At 66.3% G+C, this 25,907-nt stretch carries 19 protein-coding genes; 12 read left to right on the top strand and 7 right to left on the bottom strand.

Annotated features, from left to right (window positions below; translation table 11 throughout):
• Positions 1 to 2: 2 nt before the first annotated feature.
• Complete coding sequence (locus tag ACK4R0_RS10045; protein ID WP_409673787.1) at positions 3 to 1,646, bottom strand: MFS transporter; 1,644 nt, start codon at positions 1,644 to 1,646, stop codon at positions 3 to 5.
• A 227-nt stretch (positions 1,647 to 1,873) separates the two neighbouring features.
• Between ACK4R0_RS10045 and ACK4R0_RS10040 the strand changes: the two genes are divergently transcribed.
• Positions 1,874 to 3,088, top strand: coding sequence for an acetyl-CoA C-acetyltransferase (locus ACK4R0_RS10040; RefSeq protein ID WP_409673786.1), 1,215 nt, complete (start codon positions 1,874 to 1,876; stop codon positions 3,086 to 3,088).
• Positions 3,089 to 3,228: 140 nt separating this feature from the next.
• The gene (locus ACK4R0_RS10035; RefSeq protein WP_409673785.1) at positions 3,229 to 5,361 is read left to right on the top strand and encodes a S46 family peptidase; all 2,133 of its coding nucleotides are present in this window, start codon (positions 3,229 to 3,231) and stop codon (positions 5,359 to 5,361) included.
• A 21-nt stretch (positions 5,362 to 5,382) separates the two neighbouring features.
• Here the strand turns inward: ACK4R0_RS10035 and ACK4R0_RS10030 are convergent, their stop codons facing one another.
• The gene (locus ACK4R0_RS10030; protein ID WP_409673851.1) at positions 5,383 to 6,927 is read right to left on the bottom strand and encodes a lipopolysaccharide biosynthesis protein; all 1,545 of its coding nucleotides are present in this window, start codon (positions 6,925 to 6,927) and stop codon (positions 5,383 to 5,385) included.
• A gap of 208 nt (positions 6,928 to 7,135) precedes the next feature.
• On the opposite strand from ACK4R0_RS10030, the gene ACK4R0_RS10025 reads away from it, so the two are divergent.
• The 3 genes from ACK4R0_RS10025 to ACK4R0_RS10015 all read left to right on the top strand — a co-directional run bounded on the left by ACK4R0_RS10025 (position 7,136) and on the right by ACK4R0_RS10015 (position 8,880).
• Entirely contained in the window at positions 7,136 to 7,411 is a 276-nt protein-coding gene (locus ACK4R0_RS10025) for a hypothetical protein (RefSeq protein WP_409673784.1), read from the top strand.
• Between the two features lie 199 nt (positions 7,412 to 7,610).
• Positions 7,611 to 8,477 (top strand): DNA/RNA non-specific endonuclease, encoded by an 867-nt coding sequence (locus ACK4R0_RS10020; protein WP_409673783.1) that lies wholly within the window; start codon positions 7,611 to 7,613, stop codon positions 8,475 to 8,477.
• On the top strand, positions 8,467 to 8,880 hold the full coding sequence (locus ACK4R0_RS10015) for a hypothetical protein (RefSeq protein WP_409673782.1): 414 nt from the start codon (positions 8,467 to 8,469) through the stop codon (positions 8,878 to 8,880). The genes ACK4R0_RS10020 and ACK4R0_RS10015 overlap by 11 nt, the downstream gene beginning before the upstream one ends.
• 9 nt (positions 8,881 to 8,889) lie before the next feature.
• On the opposite strand, the gene ppc is transcribed toward ACK4R0_RS10015, so the two are convergent.
• Entirely contained in the window at positions 8,890 to 11,580 is a 2,691-nt protein-coding gene (gene ppc / locus ACK4R0_RS10010) for a phosphoenolpyruvate carboxylase (protein WP_409673781.1), read from the bottom strand.
• A 130-nt stretch (positions 11,581 to 11,710) separates the two neighbouring features.
• On the opposite strand from ppc, the gene ACK4R0_RS10005 reads away from it, so the two are divergent.
• Complete coding sequence (locus ACK4R0_RS10005; RefSeq protein ID WP_409673780.1) at positions 11,711 to 13,222, top strand: alkaline phosphatase; 1,512 nt, start codon at positions 11,711 to 11,713, stop codon at positions 13,220 to 13,222.
• Positions 13,223 to 13,257: 35 nt separating this feature from the next.
• Here ACK4R0_RS10005 and pgeF read toward each other — a convergent pair whose 3' ends face one another.
• Both pgeF and pepN read right to left on the bottom strand, forming a co-directional pair.
• Positions 13,258 to 14,031 carry a peptidoglycan editing factor PgeF gene (gene pgeF / locus ACK4R0_RS10000; RefSeq protein WP_409673779.1) on the bottom strand — a complete coding sequence of 258 codons (774 nt, stop codon included), beginning with the start codon at positions 14,029 to 14,031 and terminating at the stop codon, positions 13,258 to 13,260.
• A 187-nt stretch (positions 14,032 to 14,218) separates the two neighbouring features.
• Entirely contained in the window at positions 14,219 to 16,840 is a 2,622-nt protein-coding gene (gene pepN / locus ACK4R0_RS09995; RefSeq protein WP_409673778.1) for an aminopeptidase N, read from the bottom strand.
• Positions 16,841 to 17,059: 219 nt separating this feature from the next.
• Here pepN and ACK4R0_RS09990 point away from each other — a divergent pair, with 219 nt between their 5' ends.
• Entirely contained in the window at positions 17,060 to 17,893 is an 834-nt protein-coding gene (locus ACK4R0_RS09990; protein ID WP_409673777.1) for an SDR family oxidoreductase, read from the top strand.
• A 220-nt stretch (positions 17,894 to 18,113) separates the two neighbouring features.
• Here ACK4R0_RS09990 and ACK4R0_RS09985 read toward each other — a convergent pair whose 3' ends face one another.
• Positions 18,114 to 19,103, bottom strand: a complete 990-nt coding sequence (locus ACK4R0_RS09985) for an NAD(P)H-dependent glycerol-3-phosphate dehydrogenase (protein ID WP_409673775.1) — start codon at positions 19,101 to 19,103, stop codon at positions 18,114 to 18,116.
• Positions 19,100 to 20,239 (bottom strand): tRNA (adenosine(37)-N6)-threonylcarbamoyltransferase complex transferase subunit TsaD, encoded by a 1,140-nt coding sequence (gene tsaD / locus ACK4R0_RS09980; protein WP_409673773.1) that lies wholly within the window; start codon positions 20,237 to 20,239, stop codon positions 19,100 to 19,102. Before tsaD ends, ACK4R0_RS09985 begins: the two co-directional genes overlap by 4 nt.
• A 41-nt stretch (positions 20,240 to 20,280) precedes the next feature.
• Between tsaD and hemC the strand changes: the two genes are divergently transcribed.
• The 5 genes from hemC (at position 20,281) to ACK4R0_RS09955 (ending at position 25,784) form a co-directional block, all read left to right on the top strand.
• Complete coding sequence (hemC, locus tag ACK4R0_RS09975; protein WP_409673771.1) at positions 20,281 to 21,273, top strand: hydroxymethylbilane synthase; 993 nt, start codon at positions 20,281 to 20,283, stop codon at positions 21,271 to 21,273.
• On the top strand, positions 21,273 to 21,995 hold the full coding sequence (locus tag ACK4R0_RS09970; protein ID WP_409673769.1) for a uroporphyrinogen-III synthase: 723 nt from the start codon (positions 21,273 to 21,275) through the stop codon (positions 21,993 to 21,995). Before hemC ends, ACK4R0_RS09970 begins: the two co-directional genes overlap by 1 nt.
• Positions 21,992 to 22,903, top strand: a complete 912-nt coding sequence (locus ACK4R0_RS09965; protein WP_409673767.1) for a mitofilin family membrane protein — start codon at positions 21,992 to 21,994, stop codon at positions 22,901 to 22,903. The genes ACK4R0_RS09970 and ACK4R0_RS09965 overlap by 4 nt, the downstream gene beginning before the upstream one ends.
• Positions 22,904 to 22,906: 3 nt before the next feature.
• Entirely contained in the window at positions 22,907 to 23,509 is a 603-nt protein-coding gene (locus tag ACK4R0_RS09960) for a molybdenum cofactor guanylyltransferase (protein WP_409673765.1), read from the top strand.
• Positions 23,510 to 23,645: 136 nt separating this feature from the next.
• Complete coding sequence (locus ACK4R0_RS09955; RefSeq protein ID WP_409673763.1) at positions 23,646 to 25,784, top strand: transglycosylase domain-containing protein; 2,139 nt, start codon at positions 23,646 to 23,648, stop codon at positions 25,782 to 25,784.
• The last annotated feature ends 123 nt before the right edge of the window (positions 25,785 to 25,907 follow it).

The following is a 25,907-nucleotide window of genomic DNA, read 5'->3' as shown; positions in this document are numbered from 1 at the left end:
GGTCAGGTGATCGGATAGTCTGCCAGTTCGCGCGCCGAAGGCTCGCGTCCGCTGGGCAGATTGCCGGTCTGCCGTTCGATGAAGCGCGACACCACAGGCGGCGTCGCGCCCGAATGCAGCGCGCGGACCGCCTGCCAGTTGTCGGCATCGGCCAGCGTCGGCCGCGTGTTGTGGCGCAGATATTCGTGCCAGGTCGGAAAGTCGTAGCGCTCGATCCAGCGGTTGGGGTGGCCAAGGTCGCGCATCAGCCTCCAGCCGTGCGCTCCGTCGCGTCGCCTGACTCGGCGCCGCTCCTGCATCAGCTGCAAAAAGCGATGCGAATCGTGCTCCTCGATTTCATAGGTGATCGAGATGATGATCGGACCGCTGCGGCCCTCGATGGGCACGACAAGGTCAGGTGCCTGCCAATCGAACGGCGAAAGGTCGCGTTCGGCCTCGACGATCGGCAGCAGCCAGCCATAGGCGACCGAAATCAGATGGATGGATGCCGCGACGAGCAGGGCCGTCATGAGCCCCATCGCATCGGCGAGCGCACCGAACGCCGCAGCGCCCACGGCAAAGCCGCCGAACGTCGTCATCTGGTAGAGCGAGAGCATACGCGCCACGACCCAACGCGGCGCGGCGAGCTGGATCGCGGTGTTGCATGTCGAAAGCGCGAGCACCCATCCCACGCCCGCGATCAGCAGTCCGGCCATAGAGAGCAGCAGGAACGGGCTGAAGGCAACGATGGCCGTGCCGATTGCCGCGGCAAGCGACGACAGCACGACCAGCTGTTCGCTGGACCGATGTCGCCGGAGCCTCGACAGTGCAAGCCCGGCCGCCACCGAGCCGACGCCATAAGCGCCGAGCAGCAGGCCAAAGGTGAGCGCGCCGCCACCGAGCTGGTCCTTGGCGATGACCGGCATCAGCCCCGACAGCGCAGCGATCGCAAACCCGAACAGCCCGGCGCGCGGCATGACCCGCAAGATGTCGGGCGACATGGCACCGAAGCGAAGGCCAGCCTGCATCGCATGCCATATCCGTTCGCGCGGCAAAGGATTGTCCAGCCTGGCGGGTTTCCAGCGCGCCAGCACGATGATCAGCGGGATCGAGCTCAGCGCGTTGAGCAGGAATGCAGCGGCTGCGTTGGTCGCGGCCACGACCGCGCCGCCGATCGCCGGACCCAGCGACCGCGCGATGTTGAAGGTCATCGAATTGAGCGCCACTGCTGCAGGAATGACCGGACGCGGCACGATTTCGCCGACGACGGCCTGCGAAGCAGGTCCGTTGAACGCAAGGCCGCAACCGACGGCAAAGGTGAACAGCAGCAGCAGGCCCGGGGTCAGCCAGTCCATATAGGCAAACACGGTCAGCGTGATCGAGACGGCGATGATCCCGAGCTGAGCCGCGATCATCACGCTGCGCCGTTCGAAACTGTCGGCCATGGCGCCTGCGAGCAGCGCGAACAGCATGATCGGAACCACCGTCGATGTCGCGACCAGCGCGATCATCGTCGGCGAGGAGGTGAGCCTGGTCATCAGCCAGGCGGCCCCCACGCCCTGGATCGTCACGCCGAAGCTGGAGATCAGCGTGCCCGTCCAGACGTTACGGAACAGCGCGATCGCGAACGGAGAAGGCGGCTGTTCCGGCTTTGGGTGGGGGCTCATGCCAGCCGTTGTGGGCAATGCGGGCGCTGTGCGCAAGCCCAGCCAGCACGCCCCGGTCGGGCGTTGGTTCACTGATCGCTTGGCGGATACTTCCAGGTGCGCGCCGATGAGCGAGCCGGATCGGCGATCAAGCACATGCTTGCCGAGCGCGCGGCCGAAATCTATGCGGTAACGATGCAGGATGCGCGCCGCCCATCATCGCGCCGATGCAAGGAGAGAGCAAAACCATGACCCTGAGACGCGCAGCCATCGTCGCCCCGATCCGCACTGCCGTCGGCAGGTTCGGCGGAGCGCTTGCCGATATGCCCGCTGGCGAGCTGGGCGCGGTGATCATCAAGGCCTTGATCGAGCGCACGAAGATCGATCCCGCGCGCGTCGACGATGTCGTCTTCGCGCAGGGCTATGGCAATGCCGAGGCTCCCGCGATCGGGCGCTGGGCGTGGCTGGCGGCGGGCTATCCGATCGAGGTTCCCGGCTATCAGCTCGACCGGCGCTGCGGATCGGGGCTGCAGGCGGTGATCGATGCGGCGATGATGGTGCAGACCGGTGCGTCGGACGTGGTGGTCGCAGGCGGGGTCGAATCGATGTCGAACGTCGAGCATTATACGACCCAGCTGCGCAAGGGCGTGAAGTCGGGGAACCTCCAGCTCCACGACCGGCTGACCCGCGGGCGCGTGATGTCACAGCCGATCGCGCGTTTCGGGGTAATATCGGGCATGATCGAGACCGCCGAGAACTGCGCCAGGGATTACGACATCAGCCGCGAGGCGTGCGATGCCTATGCGATGCGCAGCCACCAGCGCGCCACTGCCGCCTGGGCCAACGGGCTGTTCGCCGATGAACTGGTCCCGGTTGCGGTCCCTCAGCGCAAGGGCGATCCGCTATTGTTCGATCACGACGAAGGCTATCGTCCCGACGCGACGATGGAATCGCTCGGCGCATTGCGTCCGCTCGAGGGCGGGGTGGTGACTGCTGGCAACGCCAGCCAGCAGAACGATGCGGCCGCCGCGTGTCTGGTGGTCGCCGAAGACAAGCTTGAGGAGCTCGGGCTCGAGCCGATCGCGTGGTTCCATTCCTGGGCGGCGGCGGGCTGCGAGCCCAGCCGGATGGGCATCGGCCCGGTGCCTGCGGTCGAACGGTTGTTCCGCCGCTCGGGACTGGGCTGGGACGATCTGGGCGTGATCGAACTCAACGAGGCGTTCGCGCCGCAGGTGCTCGCGGTGCTCAAGGGCTGGGGCTGGGCGGACGATGACAGCCGTCACGATATTCTCAACGTCAACGGCTCGGGCATTTCGCTGGGCCATCCGATCGGCGCGACCGGCGGGCGCATCCTCGCCAACCTGACCCGCGAGATGCAGCGGCGCAAGGCGCGCTATGGTCTCGAGACGATGTGCATCGGCGGCGGTCAGGGGATGGCGGCGATCTTCGAGCGGGCGGCGTAGCAGCGTTGGGCAACGATCCCGCAAACGCAGGCCGCCCAACAGCCTGAAATCTATCGGTAACCATGCGCTTGCCCAGCCGTTTGACGCGGTCTATTCGGCAGCTATCGCCAATCGCTTTTGCGATCACACGGAGTATTTTCATGCGTCATCCCCTGCTGCTAGCCACCACCGCGCTTCTGCTGTCTGCGCCTGTATCTGCCGAAGAAGGCATGTGGTTGCCCGGCCAGACCCCGGCACTCGGCGACAAGCTCAAACAGGCAGGGCTTGAACTGCCGCCCGCCGATCTTGGCGACCTCAACGCCGCGCCGCTCAATGCCATCGTTTCGCTGGGCGGATGCTCGGCGTCGTTCGTCAGCCCGCAAGGCCTGGTCGCGACCAACCATCACTGTGTCTACGGGTCGATCCAGTACAACTCCAAGCCCGGGCAGGATTATCTGACCGACGGCTTCCTGGCCAAGACCAATGCAGAAGAGGTCCAGGCCGCACCCGGATCGCGAATCTATGTGATCGAGGATCTGCGCGACGTGACCGCCGCGATGACCAAGGGCGTGACCACCAGACTTTCAGGGCTGGATCGCTACAACCGGCTGGAAAGCAACCGCAAGGGGCTGATCGCCGCGTGTGAAAAGCAAGCCAACCGCCGCTGCGACGTGCGGCCCTATTTTGGCGGACAGACCTATTATCTGCAGCAGCAGCTCGAGATCAAGGACGTGCGGCTGGTGTATGCGCCTGCCGGCGGCATCGGCAATTTCGGCGGAGAGACCGACAACTGGCAGTGGCCGCGCCACACCGGCGATTTCGGTTTCTACCGCGCCTATGTCGCGCCCGACGGCTCGTCGGCGCCCTATGCCGCCGAGAACGTGCCCTATACGCCCAAGTCGTGGCTGAAGATTGCTGACAAGCCGTTGCAGGAAGGCGACTTCGTGATGGTCGCAGGGTTCCCCGGCGTCACCCAGCGCCACTGGACGGCGGCAGAGGTTCGCCACAATTTCGAGCAGGTCTATGCGATCGACCAGCAGCTGCGCGCCGAATATTCGGAGGCGATCCAGCAGGCGATCGCAGGCAACCCGGATGCCGAGATCAAGTACGCCTCGATCCTCAAGGGATCGGACAACTACAAGAAGAAGCTGCTCGGCGAGATTGCCGGGGCCGATGCGATCGATCTGATGGGGCGCAAGGACCGGGCGGATGCCGAGTTCCGCGCCTGGGTTGCGGCCGATCCGGCGCGCACCCGCCAATATGGCCAGGCGCTTGCCGATCTTGATGCGCTGGTGGCCGAATCCAACCAGGCACGGGTGGACAACCTCCGGCTGGCGACGCTCAACCGCGCGCAGTTGCTGTCGGCTGCCGGTACGCTCTATCGCTGGGCCAAGGAGCGCGAAAAGCCCGACGCCCAGCGCGAGCCGGGCTTCCAGGATCGCGACCGGCTGTCGATCCGCGAACGGCTGACCCAGATCGAGCGGCGCTATGATGCGGGCGTCGACAAGGTGCTGTTCCAGCAGGCACTGGGCGAATATGCCAAGGTGTCGGCCGACAAGCGCAACGCCGCGCTGGAAGCGAAGATCGCCGAAATCGGCGTCGACCGGCTGTATCCCGACACGCAGCTGGGCGATACCGCGCAGCGGATCGGCTGGATGGACCGGCCCGCTGCCGAGTTCGAGGCCTCGGGCGACCCCTTCCTCCAGCTCGCCGTCGCCGCCTATCCCGGGCTCAAGGCCGACGAGGACAAGGCCAAGGAACGCGCCGGACGGCTGCAGGCGGCGCGCTCGCAGGTGATGGCGGGGCAGCTGGCGTTCGCCGCGTCGCAGGGCCGCACGCTCTACCCCGATGCCAACGGATCGCTGCGCTTCACTTATGGCAAGGTCACCGGCAAGCAGCGCGACGGCCTGATCTGGACGCCGTTCACCACCGCCGAAGGGCTGGTCGCCAAGCAGACCGGGCGCGGCGAGTTCGATGCGCCCGATGCGGCGATCGAGAAGCTCAAGGCGCGCGACTTCGGCGCGTACACCGATGCCAAATTGGGCACGCTGCCGGTCAACTATCTGTCGACGGTGGACATCACCAACGGCAATTCGGGTTCGGCCACGCTCAATGCGCGCGGCGAATTCGTCGGGCTGGCGTTTGATGGCACGCTCGATGGCGTGGTGTCCGACTGGTCGTACGATGCCGGCATCAACCGCACCATCCATGTCGACAGCCGCTTCATGCTGTGGACGATGGAAAAGGTCGATGGCGCGCAGCGTCTGCTGACCGAGATGGGCGTGGGCCAATAAAACGCTCAAGGGGCGGTGGGGCTAATCCCCGCCGCCCTTTTTGTTGCGGAACAGTTCGCGGTCCTCTGGGCCGAAGCCGCGCCGCCAGATGATCCAGCCATAGACGCCCAGGATCGTCGGGATACCGATCGCAAGCTCGGCCCATTCGGGCAGCTTGGTAAAGCCCCAGCCGACCAGCGAGGCGACCGCTGCCGCCCACACCAGCGCCCAGCGCCAGCCGTTGACCGGCGCGCCGAGCAGCTTGGAGAGCAGCCGCGCCTTGACGATCGAGGCGAAGCCCAGCGCCAGCGCCAGCGCCAGCGCGACGCTCGCCGCCTGGAACAATGGTGGCAGGCCCAGTGCCTGTGCCGTCAGGATCAGCACGACGCTGAGCACCGCCTGCAGCGCCAGCATGGCGAGCGAGATCATCAAATTGCGGTGCCGGGCGATATAGACCAGCGCGGTCTCGCTGACCGCTGCGGTCGCCGCGACGACCTCTGCCGCCAGCAGGAACGCCAGCGCACCGGTGCCGCCGACGAAATTCGGTCCAACCAGCCCCATCACGCCTTCGCCGGGAATGCCCAGCGCCAGCGCGACGCCGGTCTGCGCCGCGATGATCCAGAAGCCGACCTGGCTGACCTGACGGGCGATCTCGGTCAGCTTGCCTTCCTGCAGGTTGCGGGTGATGACCGGGCCGAGGATCGGGTCGAAGCTGGTCTTGAGCTTCTGCGGCAGGCTGGCGACCTGCTGCGCGATATAATAGATGCCGACCACGGCGGGCGAGGCGAACAGGCCCAGCACCGCAAGATCGAGCCTGCGGCTGCCCCATTCGATCGCGTCGGCAGCGGCGAGCGGCGAATTGCGCCGCGCCATCCGCGCCAGCTTCATCGGACGCGGATTCCAGCCCCAGGGCATCCCATAGCTGCGCAGCAGCGGCCAGATCGAGGCGACGAAGGCGGCGACCATGGAGGCGATGTACGACAGGATCAGGCCGTCTGTGGGGGTGAGATAGAAGAATATCCAGGCGGTGATGCTGATCGTCCAGGGTTCGATCACCGACCGTGCGCGCACCGTCGCGGCGATGTCGAAGCGATAGGCGAGCGCGGCCAGCGCGATATCGGAGCCTGCGACCGCAAAGATGATCAACGGCAGCAGCCGGTCGATCTCGCCTGCGGTGCTGTTGGGGAACATCAGTTCGGGGAACACCATCAGCAACGTCGCCGCCGCAGCCGACGCGATGAAGCTGACCAGCAGGCCATCGGCCACCACCTGCGCGTGCGGCCGCGATGTCCGTGCAAGCTGCGCTGCCAGCCCACGCTTCAACCCCAGCGTGGCAAGCTGCGCGGCAAACTCCACCACCAAAATGGCATAGGCAAAGCGGCCAAGCGATTCCGCGCCATACAAGCGTCCGGCGATGAACAGGAAGGGCAGGCGCGCGGCGAGCCGCAAGATAAAGCCGATGAAATTGGTGCGTCCACCCTTGGCCAGCGCGGCAATGTCGCCGCTCGGCTTGGCTCCATCGGCTGACGCAGCACTATCCTTGCCGGATGGAGCATCCGGGGCAAAAGGTTCATCGCGCGGCGGCACTGATGTCAATTTGGCTGTTCCAACCCCAAATGCGGTCATGCTCTAAAGCAGCTTTGACGGGCTTTGGCTAGGGCGTGCGCTCCGGTGGGTGGCAGTGACACACGGACAGCTGCCGCATGAAAAAATGAGATGAGCCGTGCAACCATCGTTGGCGGCGTCCGTTACTCCCACCATGCATCGTGCATGAAACAGGGTAGTGGAGCAAACTATGCGTAAACAGATTCTCACCGGCATCGCCGCTTTCGGACTCATCAGCCTCGGCGCGTGCCAGAGCGAAGAAGCCGACCGGGTCGAAGACCAGGCGGAAGCCGAAGCAGATGCGCTTGAGGACATGGCCGATCGCGCGCCGACCGAAGCGCAGGAAGATGCTCTCGAAGCACAGGCTGACGCCGTCGAAGCGCGGGGCGAAGAACGCGCCAACCAGATCGACGACAATGGCGAAATCGCACCCAGCGAAGTTCCGGGCGCGACTCCCAACCAGTAAGCCTTCCCCTTCGAAGGTCGACGGACGGCGGCGAACCGAAAGGCTCGCCGCCGTTTTCGTGTGCGCAGCACATGCATCATTTTGATCCGAAATGGTTTAAATTAGTTCTTTGAGTGTGCTTCGTGGCCGCCGCATGCATTGACATGTTGGAAAATGTTGCTCAAATGTTCTCGCCTGTTTCCCTGAATGGAGCGGCGATATGCGAGACTTGGGTAATGGCAATCGCGCCGGGTTTGCATCCTGGTTACGGACGGGCCGCTGGGCAGAGCCGCTGCAACGCAAGTTCAATCCTTGGCACAACCCGGAGGATGGGCGCTTCACATTTTCCGGGACGGGGCGGCATTATGGGTCGCCGGGTCAAGGGCGGTCACCCAAGGTCGGAGCGAAGCGACCGCCGCTGCGAGTGGATGTGCCCGGTCCGCCTCCACAGCAGACCGAACGCATTCGCGGCAACGATGGTTCATTCGGCGGAGCAGGTGCAAGTGCTTCTTGGCGCCGACCAGTTGTCCGCACCGAAGCCTCACAAGGGCGGAGCCATCCATCCGGTGAACCAGGTACTGCATCAGCAGATCGCGTGCCGCGTGTATCGACCGGTATCGGGGGACAGGCCCGTTCCGGTTTGCCATTCAAGCGTATTGCCAAAACGGTTGTGCGTAACGGTTACCGTTACGAGATTGATGGTTACGGACGAACATGGCGGGTAACCGGCAAGATCATCGAAGACCCCAGACAGCGCCGATCGAAACGCTCACAATCTCAGGCAGGTGGCAAATATCGTCTCTCGACGGACCAAGGCGGACATTTCATCGCGAGACGTTTCAAGGGGCCGACCGAAGCGTTCAATCATTTCGCCCAAGATGCAGACTTCAACCGCAACTCATATTTTTTGCTAGAAGAGGAGTGGGCGAGAGCACGACGCCACGGCCAAGAGGTCACGGTAAAGATTGTGCCAGTTTACCAAGGGCAGTCACGTCGCCCCACGCATCTCAACATCTGGTACGCTAAAGGCGACAAGAAGTTCAGCGTTAGTTTGCCAAACGCGCGGGAGGAAAGTGATGGCCGATAACCAACGAAAAGCTCGCCTCATCGCCGAAATCGGTCAAAATCTTGCTGCAGAGACAGAGTTCAGCAAAAAAGGTCTCCTCATGATCGCTGGGGTTGCGAAGGGCTATTTAGCTATCTCGGTCTTCTCCGACCGCGGACCGCATGTCGCGTATCGTGTTACGAAATACAGTCGCTACGAGAATTTGCTAAACGAACTGTGGAGCATGGAGCCATTGAGTAAGCGGTGGGAGGAAGTTGAGTTTTTCCTCAAAGGCAATGAATTTCAAACGAAGTTTGTGTACTTTGAGGACATCGATCCAGATGACCTGACTATCGATCGCTGGCATCAGGCTGCAGAAAAATATTTCGGTGGCAAACCTATCAAATACCCCAGTTGGGATGACTCCAATAGTTGGACGCTATGAAGTTAATATTCACCCGCTGTTGCGCAGTGCCGTCGCGATGGCGTTGATCGACAGCTGGATGCCCTCGGGGATGCGCTCGTCGGCTTCGCCTGCGCGGTGGCGCTTGATCAGCTCGATCTGGAGCAGGTTGAGCGGCACGATATAGGGCAGGCGCAGCCGGATCGAGGTGTCGAGCGCGGGGTTGTCCGCCAGCAGGCGGGGCTGGCCGGTGATGCGTAGCAGATTGTCATGCGCCGCGTTCCATCCGGAAGTGATCTGGCCAAAGACATGGTCGCGCAAACCCTCGTCGGGCACCAGCCCGGCATAATGGCGCGCGATGTCCATGTCCGATTTCGCCAGCACCATCTCCATGTTGCCGAGCAGCGCCTGGAAGAACGGCCAGCCCTGCGCCATCGCGCTCAGCAGGCCCTTGTCGGCATAGCTGTCGAGCGCCTCGCCGACGCCATACCAGCCCGGCAGCATGATCCGCGCCTGTGCCCAGCTGAACACCCAGGGGATTGCGCGCAGATCCTCGATCTTCTGGCTTTTCGACCGGCTCGAAGGGCGCGAACCGATCTTGAGGCCGGCGATCTCGCTGATCGGGGTCGCAGCGCGGAAGAACTGGTTGAAGCCCTCGGTGCCGTAGACAAGGTCGCGATAGGCACGGAACGCATCGCGCGAGATCATGTCCATCGCCGAGGCGAAACGCGCTTCGTCGGCCTCGCTGACGCCGTCATGGTCGAGTGTCGCGATCAGCGCGGCAGAGGTGATCGCCTCGAGGTTCAATTCGGCGCTTTCGACCGTGCCGTATTTGGCGGCGATGACCTCGCCCTGTTCGGTGATGCGGATGCGGCCCTGCACCGTCCCCTTGGGCTGCGCGCGGATCGCGGCAAAGCTCGATCCGCCGCCACGCCCGACCGCGCCGCCGCGACCGTGGAACAGCTGCATCGCGATGCCGGTCTCGGCAAACACCTTGGCCAGCGCGCGGCTGGCATGGTTGAGGCTCCAGGTCGAAGTCAGATAACCGCCATCCTTGTTGCTGTCCGAATAGCCGACCATGACCTCCTGATAGCCGCGCGCCTTCACCAGCGACGCGATCTCGGGCAGCGCGAAATAGGCGCGCATGATCTGCGGCGCGTTCTCCAGATCGCCGATCGTCTCGAACAGCGGCACCGCCATGATCGCGGCTTGCGGCGGCGTGCCGGGGCGGTAGAGCCCGGCCTCCTTGAGCAGCAGATTGACCTCGAGCATGTCGGACACGCTTTCGGCCTTGCTGATGTTGTACGCGGTGATCGCCTGCACGCCATAGCCCGCATGCGCCTCGGCCGCGGCCTCGATGATCGCAAGCTCCTTGGCGGTCTCCTCGCTATACTCGTGCCAGCGGTTGACCAGCAAGCGGGCGTGGCCGAGCTCGGCACGCAGCAGCGCGATCCGCGCCGCCTCGTCCAGCGCGAGGTAATCGGGGCAAACCCCTGCGACCTCGAGCAATTCGGCGACCACGCGTTCGTGCACATCGCTGTTCTGGCGAAGATCGAGCGTCGCGAGATGGAAACCGAAGACCTCGACCGCGCGGATCAGCCGCCCCAGCGCACCGCCGCTCGCCAGCAGGCCCGCGCCCTCGGCGGCAAGGCCGTTGGCGAGCACGGTCAGGTCGCGGCGCAGATCGCCGGGGCTGGCATAGGCCTCGCCGGTCAGCGCGGAAGGACGGGGCGGCTGCTTGCCGCTGAGCTTGACATGGGTGGCGCACAACCGCGCATAGATTCCGGCCAGTGCCCGCCGGTATGGCTCGTCGGCGCGGCTGGGCGAGGCGTCGCCGCTGGCTTCCGCAAGCGCCTGCACCGCCTCGGGGGTGTTCGACAGGCCGGTGGCGATCGACAGATCCTGGCCCAGCGCGTGGACGCAGTCGAGATAATGCACCAGCGCGGTTTCGGCCTGGCGCCCCAGCGCGTGGCGCAACGCATCGGCGGTGACGAACGGGTTGCCGTCGCGGTCGCCGCCGATCCAGCTGCCCAGCCGCAGGAAGGCAGGCAGGCGGTGGCCCAGCACCCGCTCCCAGCGGGCATACAGCATCGGCAGCACCGGCAGGAACACATCCTGCATATAGGCGCGCGCGTTCTCGACCTCGTCGGCGACGAACAGTCGCTCGCGGCGCAGCGGACGGGTCTGCCACAGCAGCGCAATCTGGCGGTGCAGCGCATCGTCGATGCGGTCGCCGCTCGGGGTCTCGTCGAGCCCCGCGTCCTTCATCTTCAGCAGATCGGCGACGCGGTTCTTGTGGTCGATCATCGACTTGCGGCGCACTTCGGTAGGGTGCGCGGTGAGCACCGGCACGATCAGGCTGCGCTCCAGCAGATCGGCGATGGCAGCATCGGTAACGCCATGCTCGCGCAATCGCTCGACCGCCTCGGCCACGGTCGCGCCTGCCTCCTGCGCCACGCCCTGCCGGTCTTCGGCGAGGTTGGCGAGCATCGAAAAGTGCATGAATCCGCGCACGAATGCCAAGGTGTCGTCGAGACTGAGCGCCTCCAGCCCGGTATCGATCGCGTCCGCGCCGGCGACGCCGCGGTGGCGATCGACGCTGGCGGAGCGGATATATTCGGTCTGCCGGAACAGCTTCTCGCCGCCATAAGCGCGGATGACGTCTCCCAATATCCGCCCAAGATAGCGGATGTCGGGGTTCTGGCTGATGGGAGAGGGCGGATTGGGGAGAGAGTCTGCCATGGTTTTATGCTGCGCTGCAAAACGGTTCGGGTCAAGCCGGTGGGCGGGGTCGATCGGAATATGGCGCCGAAAAGTCTCGAAATTGTCATGCCTTCATGAAAGAGAGGCGCAGCTTTCAAGGAGATGCCCCGTGACCCGTACGCTCGCCCTGCTCTTGTGCCTGTCCGCCGGACTTTCCGCGCCTGCCCTGGCCCAGCACAATGCGCCTGCGGAGGTCGCGCCCGACAAGGAGCGTGGCGAGCAGACCGCCGCCGATTATGCCGCCCAGGGTCGCGCGCAGCTCGAGGCGCGGCTGGCAAGGCCGGTCAACACCGGCAGGGCAAAGAACCTGATCATCTTCATCGGCGATGGCATGGGGGTGAGCACGCTCACTGCCGCGCGCATCTGGCAGGGTCAGAAGGCGGGTCGCGATGGTGAATCGGTCGAAACCGCGATCGATGCGATGCCCCATGCGGCGATGGTCAAGACCTACAGCCATGACTTCCAGGTGTCGGATTCGGCTGCGACCGCCTCTGCGATCGTCACGGGTACCAAGACGCGTTCGGGCATGCTCGGCCTCACCCCCGCAGCTTTGCGCGGCAAATGCGAAAGCGCGACAGGCCAGGACGTGCCGACGCTGTTCGAACAGGCCGCAGGCGCGGGCAAGGTGCTAGGGCTGGTCTCCACCGCGCGGATCACGCACGCGACGCCGGCTGCGGCCTATGCGCACAGCGCCGATCGCAACTGGGAGAGCAACAGCGAGCTGCCCGCAGGCGCGACCTGCCGCGACATCGCCCGCCAGTTGGTCGAATGGCCGCAGGCGGGCCAGCTCAAGCTGGCGCTGGGGGGCGGACGCACCGCGTTCATGCCCCAGGGACAGGCCGACCCCGAATATGCCGACAAGCAGGGCAACCGCACCGATCGCCGCGACCTGATCGCCGAATGGAAGAAGCGCAACCCCAAGGGCCAGTATATCTGGAACGCCGCGCAGTTCGGCGCGCTCGATGCCGCCAGCGACGCACCGGTGCTGGGCCTGTTCGAGCCCAGCCATATGCAGTTCGAATCGGATCGCGCCAGGGACAAGGCGGGGGAGCCTTCGCTTGCCGAGATGACCGCGCTGGCGATCACCAAGCTGGGATCATCCGAAACCGGCTATGTGCTGATGGTCGAGGGCGGGCGGATCGATCACGCGCATCACGGCGGCAATGCGCACCGCGCGCTCGATGATACCGTGGCGTTCGAAGCCGCCGTCGCCAAGGCGCTCGAGATGGTCGACCTAGACGATACCCTGGTGCTGGTCACCGCCGATCACAGCCATGTCTTCACCATCGCCGGCTATCCGCCGCGCGGCACCTCGATCTTCGGCCTCGCCAGCGTCACCGAGGACGGCGAACCGGTGAACGCCAAGGACGGCAAGCCCTATACGACGCTGGGCTATGCCAACGGCCCCGGCGCCAAGGTGGAAGGTCCGCGCAACGATCCCGCGCAGGAAGATACCGAAGCGCTGAACTATCTGCAGCAGGCGACCGTGCCGACCTCGGGCGAGACGCACGCCGGCGAAGACGTGGTGGTCAAGGCCTCCGGCCCTAGCGCGCACCTGTTCAGCGGCACCATCGAACAGCACAGCATCTATCACATCGCCAAGCACATATTGGGGATGTGACGGCGCTGGCCCCTGCCGGTCTCGGCAAGGGCGACTTAAGGCCGCAGGCCGATCGCCCCCATCTGGCGTCCATAATCGGGTTCGCCGCGATGCGTGGCGCGGCGGAAGCTGTAATAGCCTTGCGCATCCGAATAGGTGTCCACGCCGCTCATATGCACCGTGCCGATGCCACAGGCGGCGAGCCGCGCGGCGATGAAGCCTTCGAGATCGAACTGATAGTGATCGGGCCTGCCTTCGCGGAAGAAGCGCTCGTTCGCAGGGTCTGCCTCGCAGAAGTGCCGCAAGAAGCCGCTGTCGACCTCATAGCTCTTCTGCTGGATGCACGGGCCGATGGCGGCGACGATCCGCGTCCTGTCTGCTCCGAGCTTTTCCATCGCCGCGACAGTTGCCTCGCTGACGCCGGCAAACGCACCCTTCCAGCCCGAATGCGCCGCGCCGATGATCTGCGCGGCCTCGTCGGCGAACAGGATCGGCGGACAGTCCGCGCCGAGCACGCCGAGCAGCAGCCCGGGCCGGTCGGTGACCATCGCATCGGCCTTGGGCCGCTCATCCACCGGAATCGCGGCATTGACCCGAATCACATCGGCGCTGTGCACCTGGTGCAGCGTCACCAAGGACGCGCCGGGCAGGATCGCGTCTGTCGCCAGCCTGCGGTTTTCGCGCACCGCAATCGGATCGTCGTCCGCGCCGAGACCGACGTTGAGCCCGGCGAGCAGCCCGGTCGACACCCCGCCGCGCCTGCCGGTAAAGCCATGCGCGATGGTGCCAAAAGCGGGCGAAGTGAGTAGGGGGATGTTGGTATCGGTCAAGGTGCGTTCCCTTTTACCCCTCTCCCGTGCAGGGAGAGGGCTGCGAAGACTTATGAGCGCAGCGAATTAGTCGAAGCTGGGTGAGGGTAGGCGGCTGCCGAGCCACCGCCCCGTCACCCTCATCCAACTGCGCCTAGCCAGCAAGCTGGCAAGGCTGCGTATCCTTCTCCCACCGGGAGAAGGAGGATTACTCAAGGCTCTTCACCACTTGCTCGGTCGTGTCCTTGGACAGCCCCGGCTGGGCCAGGATTCGTTCGAGGCAGCCTCGCATCTTGCCCGCCCGGTCCTCGTCGAAACGCCGCCAGCGGCCCAAAGGCGCGATGAAGCGCGCGGTGGTCTGCGGGTTGACGGGGTCGAGCCGTAGTACCAGATCGGTCAGCAGCGCGTAGCCGCGTCCGCTGACATGGTGGAACGCCGCCTGGTTCGAGACGAACGGCCAGTACACCGCGCGCACCCGGTTGGGGTTGGTCAGCGTGAAATCCTTGTGCCGGATCAGCTCGAGCGTCTGGTCGTACACATTGGCGTGCGACGAGCCGGTCTGCAGCGAGAACCATTTGTCGATGACCAGCGCGTTGCCCTGATAGCGGTTGTAGAAGCTGTCGAGCGCGGTCTCGCGTTCGTCGCAGGCCATGCTCGCCAGCACCATCGTCGCGCCCTGCCGGTCGGTCATGTTGTCGGCGCCGGCGAACTGCTCGAAGGCGATCTTGCCCGCATCCGGCGCTTCGGCCGACGCGATATAGCCCAACGCCAGCGACTTGATCTTGCGCGCGCCGCGCGCCTCGCGGCTGAGCGAATAGGGCACAGCCGATGCACGCTCGTGCACGATCCGCCACTGGTCGATCAGCCGCGTACCGATCGCCTTGCGCAATGCGCGGCGGGCGGCGTGAATCGCCTCGGGGCGGACGATCAGCATCTGCTCACCCAGAAACGCCTCGGTTGGCAGGCTGAGGATCTCGGTGCGCATCGAATCGTCGAGCCTCTGGTCGCTGACCAGATCGCCGAACACCGACAATATGTCCTCCAGCGCAGCAGCGCGCTCGGCGGCAGCGCCTTCCTCGCCGATATCGGCGATCAGCCGGTCGATCACGAGCTGCTGCAGCGCCTCGTAGCGCGCGAACGGATCGTCATCGTGCCGCACCAGGAACAGCAGGTCGCCGCTGCGCCGTGCGACATCCATCGTCACCGGCGCGGAAAAGCCGCGGTTGATCGACAGCACCGGCGGGCGTGCGAAACCGGTGAAGGTCACGCTCTGCTCGGCCGCAGCCAGCATGACCAGTTCCTCGCCGCGATGCGCCTTCATGTCGCGGTCGATCAGTGCGGTGCGCAGCGGGATCGGCATCAGCGGCTTGTCCTGCTGGCCCGGCGTGGGTGCGAACCGCTGGCGCAGATGCAGCGTCGCGGTGGCGCTGTCTGCGTCATGCTCGAGCCGCGCCTGCACCTGCGGGGTGCCCGCCTGCTCGTACCAGTGGCGGAACTGGGCCAGGTCGAGCCCTGCGCCGTCCTCCATCGCCCGGACGAACTGCTCGCAGGTCGCAGCCTCGCCGTCGTGGCGCTGGAAATACAGGTCGCTGCCCGCGCGGAAGCGTTCAGGCCCCGCCATCGTCGCCATCATACGGATGACTTCTGCCCCCTTGTTGTAGATCGTCGAGGTGTAGAAGTTGCTGATTTCCATATAGCTGTCGGGGCGGATCGGGTGCGCGAGCGGGCCTGCATCCTCGGGAAACTGCGTCGCGCGCAGCATGCGAACGTCCTCGATCCGCTTGACCGCTTCCGATCCCATATCGGCGGAAAAGCACTGGTCGCGATAGACGGTAAAGCCCTCTTTGAGGCTCAGCTGGAACCAGTCGCGGCAGGTGACGCGGTTGCCCGACCAGTTGTGGAAATATTCGTGCGCGACCACGCCTTCGATCGCGTCGTAATCATAATCGGTCGCGGTATCGGGGTCGGCCAGGATGTAGCGCGAATTGAAGATGTTGAGGCCCTTGTTCTCCATCGCCCCCATGTTGAAATCGCTGACCGCGACGATGTTGAACACCGGCAGGTCGTATTCGAGGCCATAGACGCGCTCGTCCCACGCCATCGAGGCCTTGAGCGCCTGCATCGCGTGCGCGGTGCGGCCTTCGTCGCCTTCGCGGACGTATATGGCGAGATCGATCGGCGTGCCGCTCTTGGTCGTGAAGCTGTCGCGCGTTGCCACCAGATCGCCTGCGACCAATGCGAACAGATAGCTCGGCTTGGGGTGCGGATCGTGCCAGCGCGCATAGTGACGGCCGCCTTCGAGATCGCCTGAATCGACCAGCGCACCGTTGGCGAGCAGCACCGGGAAGCGGGCCTTGTCGGCGCGCAGCAGCACCTCGTACACCGCCATGTTGTCGGGCCGGTCGACGAACGGGATGATCCGGCGAAAGCCCTCGGCCTCGCACTGGGTGCACAGCATGCCGTTCGAGGCGAACAGCCCCATCAGCTGGGTGTTGGTATCGGGCGCGATCGTCGTTGTAAGGTTGATGGTGGCGCGCGGTGCCGAGACATCGACCGCGATCTGGTCACCCTCGTGGCGCCAGTTGGCCGCCATGCCATCGATGGTGAGCAAACCCGGCAGCGCGCCATCGCAGTCGAGCCGCAGCGGCCGGTCGTGCGCCCCATTGCGCTCGATCTCGAGCGTGGCGGAAACCTGCGTGGCGGACAGATCGAGATCGAATTCGAGCGCCACCGTCCGCACCCACCAGTCGGGCGGCCGATAGTCGGCTCGGCGGATGACCTGGGGCTCGGCCAGGATCGGGGTGGCGGTTGCGGGGTGGATGTCTGCCATATGCGTGACCCTAATGCGGGGGCGGTCATTGCACAATGATGGGAGTGCGCGTCGACACCTATGCGCATGCGTCCCTCGACTGCGCTCGGGAACGCGGCAAGGGTAGCGCAGATCTTCCTCCACCCGTCTGTCCCGAGCGAAGTCGAGGGACGTGCGCGCTACCTCGGCCCGGCAACGAACCTTCTTGCAACCCTGAAGGCCAAGACTAGGCTTGCCTGCATGAACACCCTCTTCATCTTCGGCATGGGCTACACTGCGTCCCACCTCGCGCGCAGGTTGCGCGCCCAAGGCTGGCAGGTGCGCGGCACCGGGCGTGGGGGCGACGTGGATTTCGCCGATGCCTCCGCGGTGCACGCCGCACTGGGTGATGCGACGCACATCCTCTCGAGCGTCCCGCCCGATCGCGCGACCGGCGCGGACCCGGTGCTGTCCCATTATGCCGACGCATTGCGCACCGCGCCCGCGCGCTGGATCGGCTACCTCTCTTCCACCGGCGTTTATGGTGATGCCCGCGGCGCGTGGGTCGATGAGACATCGGTGGTCGGCACCGGCAGGCGCAATGCGCGGACCGAGGCGGACCTCGTCTGGCAGGCGCTCGACAACCGAGTGCGGGTGCTGCGGCTGCCCGGGATCTACGGCCCCGGCCGCAGCGCGCTTGACCGGGTGCGCGAAGGCTCAGCCAAGCGCATCGACTTGCCCGATCAGGTGTTCAGCCGGGTGCATGTCGACGATATCGCCAGCGGCGTCATCGCCTCGTTCGCCGGGCCGCCGGGGGTGTACAACCTGTCCGACGATCTGCCCTGCTCGCAGAACCGGGTGATCGAGGCCGCGTGCCGGTTGCTGGCCATTCCGCTCCCGCCAATGCAGACCCTCGAACAGGCCAATCTGTCGCCAATGGCGCTGGGATTCTATGCCGAGAACCGCCGGGTCGCGAACGGCAAGGCGAAGCGGCTGCTGAGTTGGGAACTGCGCTATCCCGATTACGAGGCCGGGCTCGCAGGGATCTTGGCGGGCGAACGCAAAGGCTCCCCAGAAAACATCCGCTCAGCCTGAGCCTGTCGAAGGCCACGCTCTGTCGGAAGCGTCAAAAGCACAGCGTTTTCCGGCGAACGCCGGAATCCAGGGCGTGCGCAGTCCGATCTGACTCCTGGACTCCGGCTTTCGCCGGAGAACGGCAGGCGAATTTGGCGGGCGTGTGCGCGGGGCCTTCGACAGGCTCAGGCTGAGCGGGGGTGGGATGAGGCAAGCGACGGGGAACACTCAGGCCAATCTCTCACTCCGCCGTCAACGGCCTCGCCAGCAGCGCGGCCACCGCAGCGCCCGCTGCGACCTCGCCTGTGAGCAGCGCGCACACCGTGTCGACGATCGGCATGGCCACCCCGCGTTCGTGCGCCACGCGTTGCAGCACCGGCGCGGTGAAGGCGCCTTCGGCCACGGTCGCACGGTCGGCGAGCACATCGGCGGCGTTGCGGCCTTCGCCCAGCGCCTTGCCGAGCGAGAAATTGCGCGAGCTCACCGACGAACAGGTCAGCACCAGATCGCCCAGCCCCGACAGGCCCGACAGCGTTTCGGCCTGCGCGCCGCAGGCGAGGCCGAAGCGGGTCATCTCGGCAAAGCCGCGGGCGATCAAGGCAGCGCGCGCATTCTGGCCGAGCCCCAGGCCATCGACCACGCCGCAGGCGATCGCGAGCACGTTCTTGACCGCGCCGCCGATCTCGGCACCGGTGATGTCGGTGGTGAAATAGGGCCGAAACGCAGGCCGCGCGATCTGCGGCGCGATCCGCTGCCATTGCGCGTGATCCTCGCACGCCAAAGTCACCGCCGTGGGCTGGCCGCGCGCAACCTCGTGCGCGAAGGTCGGCCCGGAGAGCACGGCGAGCGGCCGTCCGGGCGCGGCGGCGCGCGCGGCATCGACCATCAGGTCGCCGCTCGCCTCCTCGATGCCCTTGCAGCACAGGACGAGGTCGGCGGTGCCGCGGGGCAGTTGACCCAGCACGCGGCGCATGTGCTGCGCGGGCGTGACCACCAGCAGCAGCGTGCAAGGCGCAAGATCGGCGAGGTCGCCGGTCGCGCGGATCGCGGGGTCGAGGTCGATCCCGGCGAGATACGCGCTGTTGCGGTGCTTGGCGTTGATCTCCTCGACCGCCGCCGGCTCGAACGCCCAGAGCAGCACCTCGCGGCCATCGCTCGCCAGCATCTGCGCAAGGGCAGTGCCCCAGGCGCCGCCACCGATCACGCCGACCGTGGGTTTGTCGATGCTCATGCCTTCACCCCCGCGCCGCGCGCCGCTTCTGCCAGTGGATCGAGCGGCCAGCGCGGGCGCGCGGCGATATCCAGCGGATCGGTCAATCCCAGCGCAAAGCGTTCCGCACCCGCCCAGCCGATCATCGCGGCATTGTCGGTGCACAGCCACAACGGCGGGGCGACAAAGCCCATGTCGTGCCGCGCGGCGAGTGCCTCAAGCGCCGAGCGGATCGCGCCGTTCGCGGCGACCCCGCCTGCGACGACGAGGGTGCGAGGCTTCTGCCCCATCCCGAGTTCCCGAGCGAAGTCGAGGGACCTTGTGCTACCCTCGGTTAAACGTCCCTCGACTTCGCTCGGGACAGACGGGGGTGGGGAGGATTGGTCGAGCGGGGCGTTGAGCGCTTTCTCCAGCCTATCGACCAGGCAATCCACCACCGCCGCCTGAAAGCTCGCGGCGATGTCCTCGGGCCGATAATTCCCGCTCTGGCTCGCGCGCAGCACTGCGCTCTTCAACCCCGCAAACGAGAAATGCGGCTCGGCACTCCCCAGCAGCGGCCTTGGCAGCGGCACCGCCCTCGCATCGCCGGTCCTCGCCAGCGCCTCGACCCTGGGCCCGCCGGGATAGCCCAACCCCAGAATCTTGGCGGTCTTGTCGAACGCCTCACCCGCCGCATCGTCGATCGTCGTCGCCAGCCTTCGATATTGTCCCACGCCATCGACGCGCAGGATCTGGCAATGCCCGCCCGAGACCAGCAGCAGCAGATAGGGGAATTCAAGGCTCGCATCGGCCAGCCGCGGCGAGAGCGCATGGCCCTCGAGATGGTTGACCGCGATCAGCGGCTTGCCCGCCGCCATCGCCAGCGCCTTGGCGGTGACCAGCCCGACCATCACGCCGCCGATCAATCCCGGCCCTGCGGTTGCGGCGACCGCATCGACATCGTCCAGCGTCAGCCCAGCGTCCTTGAGCGCGGCCTCGATCAGCGGGGTCAGCACCTGGACATGCGCGCGCGCGGCGATCTCGGGCACCACGCCGCCATAAGGGCGGTGCGCGTCTTCCTGTCCCGCCAGCCGGTGGGCGAGGATGCTGCGATCGGAGCCGATCAGCGCGGCCGCGCTTTCATCGCAGCTCGATTCGATGCCGAGGATGATTGCCATGGGGCTTTCCCTTATCGCTATTGGCCGCTAGCACAAGGTGCATGGGAGAGACATTGCACCCCGGCGCCCGCGCCGACCTGCCCGAAGGCATAGCCGAAATCCTCGCCGACCGGCCGATCCGGCTGGGCACCCGCGCATCGCCGCTGGCGATGGCGCAGGCGCACATGACCGCCGCTGCGCTGCGCGCGCGCTGGGGACTGAGCGAAGACCAGGTCGAGCTGTCCCCGGTGGTAGCGAGCGGCGACAAGATCACCGATCGCCCGCTCGCCGATGTCGGCGGCAAGGCGCTGTGGACCCGCGAGCTCGACTGGTCGCTGGGCGGCGGCGCGATCGATCTGTCGGTGCATTCGATGAAGGATGTCGAGACGATCCGCCCCGAAGCCTTCGTGCTCGCCGCGATGCTGCCGCGCGCCGATGTGCGCGATGTGCTGCTGGGCGCTGCCAGCATCGATGCGCTACCGCACGGTGCGCGTTTCGGCACCAGCTCGCCGCGCCGCGCCGCGCAGATCCGCAAGATGCGCCCCGATATCGTACCGGTGCTGTTCCGCGGCAATGTCGCCACCCGCATCGGCAAGTTGCTCAGCGGCGAGGCGGATGCGACGTTACTCGCTGCCGCCGGGCTCGACCGGCTGGGCGAGACATTGCCGGGAATAGCCTCGGTGCGGCTCGAGACCGATGTCTGGCTGCCCGCGCCATCGCAAGGCGCGGTCGGCATCGAGGTGCGCCGCGACGATGACCCGATGCGTGCGCTGATCGGCGGGATCGACGACGCGCCGACATCGGCGTGCGTGATGGCCGAACGCGCGCTGCTCGAGGCGCTGGGCGGCGACTGCCATTCGGCGATCGCGGCGCTGGCGCGGATATCGGGCACGACGATTCATCTGCGCGCGGTGCTGTATTCCGAAGACGGCGCGCAGCATGTGGCGGGCGACATCACCTTTGCCGCGGACGATCCTGGCGCGCCTGCACGGCTAGCCGCCGATCTGCTTGGCAAAGCGCCCGAAACGATCACGCGGCTGTTCAGGGCGGGGTGATGACGCGCCGCAGGATCATCGTGCTGCGTCCCCAGCCCGGCGCCACCGCGACCGCGCAGGCCTTGCGCGCGGCGGGGCATGATCCGCTGGTGTGCCCGCTGTTCGTCATCGAGCAGGTCGCCTGGACACCGGCAGACCCTTCTGCCTACGATGCTCTGCTGGTCGGCAGCGCCAACGTGTTCCGCCATGGCGGTCCCACGCTTGCGGATCTCAAGGACCTTCCCGTTTATGCCGTCGGCGGCAAGACCGCGCGGATGTCGATGGACCTGGGCTTTCGGGTGCGCGGGCAGGGGCAGGGCGGGCTGGCCGCCTTGCTGCCGATGCTGGCCGACGACGGGCACCTGCATATCCTGCGGCTGGCAGGCGAGGACCATGTCGATCTTCCCGACAGCCGCCTCGCCATCGACACCCGCATCGTCTATCGCTCGCGGGCGCTGCCGATGCCCGATGCGCTGCGCGATGCACTGGCACACCCTTGCGTGGTGCTGCTCCACTCGGCGCGCGCGGCGCAGCATTTCTCTGCCCTGGTCGATGAAGCCGGGCTGGATCGCGCGAAGGTCAACCTGGCGTTGTTCGCACCCGCGCTGGTCTATGCAGCGGGCGAGGGCTGGGGGGCGGTGCGGGTGGCTCCATCCACCGACGACCGCGCACTTCTGGACGTAGCGGACGCCCTGTGCCAGCATGATGCCAGGTTGCAACAGGCAAACAAGCCGGAGACATGATGAACGCTGACACCACCCGCCCGGGCCGCGCCTCGCACGGGGCAAGCGGCCGGACACTGCTGATCCTGCTTTTGCTGGCCTTTGTCGGCGGGGCGATCCTGTCCGGCTGGCTGATCACCCGGTCTGGCTGGTTCGACGATGCCGCATCTGCGCCCGCCCCGACCGTGGCCGACAGCCAGGCGATCCCCGCCGATCCGGTCAGCCCGGCCATCACCGGCGCAATGCCTGCCATGCCGGGCGGGATGCTCGGGCCGCCGCCTTCGCGCGCGCTCGACGTGCGGGTGGCAGAGCTCGAAAACCGGCTGTCGCTGATCAACGTTCAGGCACAGGAGGCCTCGGGCAATGCCGGGCGCGCCGAAGGCCTGCTGATTGCGTTCGCCGCGCGCCGCGCGCTCGACCGGGCGTCGGCTTTGGGGTATCTGGAAGGGCAATTGCAACTGCGCTTCGGTGCGGCGCAGCCCAATGCGGTGGGCACCATCGTGCGCGCCGCGCGCAACCCGGTGACCATGGACCAATTGCGCAGCCAGCTCGAGGAGATTGGCCCGTCGATCGTGTCGGGACCCGGCTCGGGCGAAGGGTTCTGGGAATCGTTCCAGCGCGAGCTGAGCGAGCTGTTCGTGGTCGAGCAGCAGGGCGCGGTTTCGCAAACCCCCTCGCAGCGGCTGCAGCGCGCCAAGCGCTATCTCGAGGCGGGACGTGTCGAGGCGGCGCTGGCCGAGATCGAACGGCTGCCCGGGCGTGACAAGGCGGCGGACTGGCTGGCCAAGGCGCGCGTCTATGCCGAGGCGCGGCGCGCGCTCGATATCATCGAAAGCGCTGCGATCCTTGAGCCGCGCGGTCTGCGCGATGCTGCCGGCCAGCCTATCGAGCAGCCCTCGCCGCTCGCCCCCAAAGCGCCCGCGAACTGACCCGTGCCTGAAGCCCGGCCCGAGGTTGCGGTGCTGCTGGCAGGCGGCCAGTCGCGCCGGATGCAGGGCTGTGACAAGGCGCTGGCGCCGATCGGCGGCGAGCGGATGATCGATCGCGTGCTGCGCAGATTGCAGGCGCAGGCGGGCAAGGTCCTGCTGTCGGCGCCGCAGGATTACGGTACCGGTCTGAGCGCGATAGCTGACCTGCCCGATGGACCTGCAGGGCCGGTGGGCGCGATCCGCGCGCTGGCGTTCCATCTCGATGTGCTGGGCGTGCAGCGCTTCGTCACCGCTCCGGTCGACGCACCCTTCGTGCCGCTTGATCTGGTTGCCCGGCTGACGGCGGGTGGCCCGGTGGCAATGGCGCAATCGGGCGGGGCGTGGCAGCCTGCGTTTGCGCTGTGGGACGTCAAGGCCGTGATCGCCGCGCTGCCGCCAGCGGTGTGCGGGGAGAAATGGTCGCTGCGGCGGCTGGGCGAGGCGTTGGGCGCGCGACCGGTCGCGTTCGACGCGCCCGGGGCGCTGATGAACGTCAACACGCCCGAAGAGCTTGCCCTGGCGCGCGAACTGCTGCGCGGCGAAGCTGTGGCATCGGGCGCGGCATGAAGCACCGCCGAAACGTCTTGGCGCATCGTACGCGACGCGATATTCAGCAACGCGAAAGCCGGATGCTGCATAACCCGGCGCTTTGCTGCGCGGCGGTTGAACCAGACGTGCCGAGGATGACAGGGGCCGATTGCACATGGCGGTGAATGACAAGGGTGGCCGGGGCAAACCCAAGCCCACGCCCTCGAGCGGCCCGCGCGTGTGGTTCTGGCGGACCGTCAAGATCGGTGCAGCATTAACGGTGTTCGGGCTGATCGGACTGATCGTTGCGGTCGTCACCGTGATGGGCTCGCTGCCGAGCTTTCAGGACATGAAATCCTCGCCCAACGGCCAGATGATCCTGGTCAGGGCCGCCGACGGCACCGAGATCATGCAGCTCGGACCCAGCTTTGGCGAATGGCTGGATATCGAGGAAATTCCCGGTGTGATGAAGGACGCGATGGTCTCGGTCGAGGACCGCCGCTTCGCCTATCACCCCGGCGTCGATCCCATCGGCATCGGCCGCGCGATCTACAATTCGGTCGCCGGCGGCGGCCGGGTGCGCGCGACATCGACCATCACCCAGCAGCTGGCGCGCAACGTCTTCCTCAGCAACAGCCGATCCTACACCCGCAAGATCCGCGAAGGCGTGCTGGCGCTGGCGCTCGAGCAGAAGTTCACCAAGGACCAGATCCTCGAGCTGTACCTCAACAAGGTCTATTTCGGCGGCGGCGCCTATGGCGTCGACTCTGCCGCGCGCAAGTTCTTCAACCACGATGCCAAGACGCTGTCGCTGGCCGAGGCGGCGATCATCGCCGGGCTGGTCAAGGCGCCCTCGCGTTACTCGCCGACCGCCGACACCGAGGCGGCGCTGGGCCGCGCGGGCGTCGTGCTGGCTGTGATGCAGGACGTCGGCACGATCACGCCGGCCCAGGCAGCAGGCGCCGATCTTCAGGACGTCGAGTTTGCGCCCGAGAAGGGCCAGAACTCGGTGCGCTATTTCACCGACTGGGCGCTACCGCAGCTCGACACGCTGATCGACGACAATGGCGAGCCTATCGTGGTGTGGACCACGCTTGACCTTGGCATGCAGCGCGCGGCCACGGCTGCGATCCAGGCGAACGTGCCGGGCGGGGCGCAAGGAGCGCTGGTTTCGCTCGATCGCGACGGCGCGGTGCGCGCGATGGTCGGCGGCACCGATTACGTCACCTCGAACTACAACCGCGCGACCAGCGCGCTGCGCCAGCCGGGATCGGCGTGGAAATTGTTCGTCTATCTGGCCGCGCTTGAGGCCGGCTATACGCCCGAGGACATCGTTACCGACGCGCCGGTCACGATCGCCGGCTGGAGCCCGCGCAACAGCGGCGGCAGCTATGCCGGCGACATCACGTTGCGCACCGCTTTCGCGTATTCCAAGAACACCGTCGCCGCGCGGATCGGCGAGGATGTCGGCACCAGCTCGATCGCCAACATGGCGCGCCGCTTCGGCATCACCACCCCGATCACGACCCTGCCCTCGATGGTGCTGGGATCGTCCGAGGTCCGCGTGATCGACATGGTGCGCGCGTTTGCGGGCGTGAGTTCGGGTGGGGTGGCGATCGCGCCTTATGGTATCACCAAGGTCACCACCAGCGATGGTGACGTGCTCTACCAGCACGAGGCGGACATGAGCCAGGTGCTCGTCCCGCCGCACGTCACCGCAGGGATGACCGATTTGCTGCAGACGGCGGTCAACGTCGGCACCGGCCGCGCGGCGCAGATCGGAAGGCCGGTCGCGGGCAAGACCGGAACGACGAACAGCAACAAGGACGGCTGGTTCCTGGGCTTTTCCAGCGGCATAACCACGGGCGTGTGGATGGGCCGCGACGATGCGAAGCCGGTCGGCGGGCTGCAGGGCGGCACCGCGCCGGCGCGTGCCTTTGCCGCGTACATGAAAGTCGCGGTCGCCAAGCGCAAGGTCGAGCCGTTCGATACCGAGCTGGTGCTCCCCGAATGGCAGCTCGAGCCCGATGACGAGGCCTATTTCGGTTCACCCGACGACGTGATCTTCATCGACGAGAACGGCAATCCGATCGAACCGGGGCGCGGCCCCAATGTGCCCGATCCTTTCGCGCCGCCGCCGGTGCAGCTTCCCGAACGGCTCGACGACAATTTCATCGACCGCGCGCTGGGCCGCGATCGTGAGGCTCGCCCACAACCCCGCCAGGCCGAACCGCGCCCCCCGGTCCGCCGTCCGCCGCCCAACCCTCAGGATGAGCGATTTGCGCCGATCCTGCGGGATGACGAGGATGAGTGAGGTTGGCGTTGGAACGTCAGGAGTTGGGACCGCAGGCGCGCACAGCTAACGGTTGATGGCGAACGATTTTCTCTAGCATGGGGGCCAAGGGACCGCCAAAGGTCAAGCACCGGGCAAATTGGC

The organism is Blastomonas sp. (assembly GCF_046294995.1).
In the GTDB taxonomy this organism is placed as follows: domain Bacteria; phylum Pseudomonadota; class Alphaproteobacteria; order Sphingomonadales; family Sphingomonadaceae; genus Blastomonas.
The sequence above is the reverse complement of the archived record's forward strand: the minus strand, read 5'-3'. Positions and strand labels throughout refer to the sequence as shown.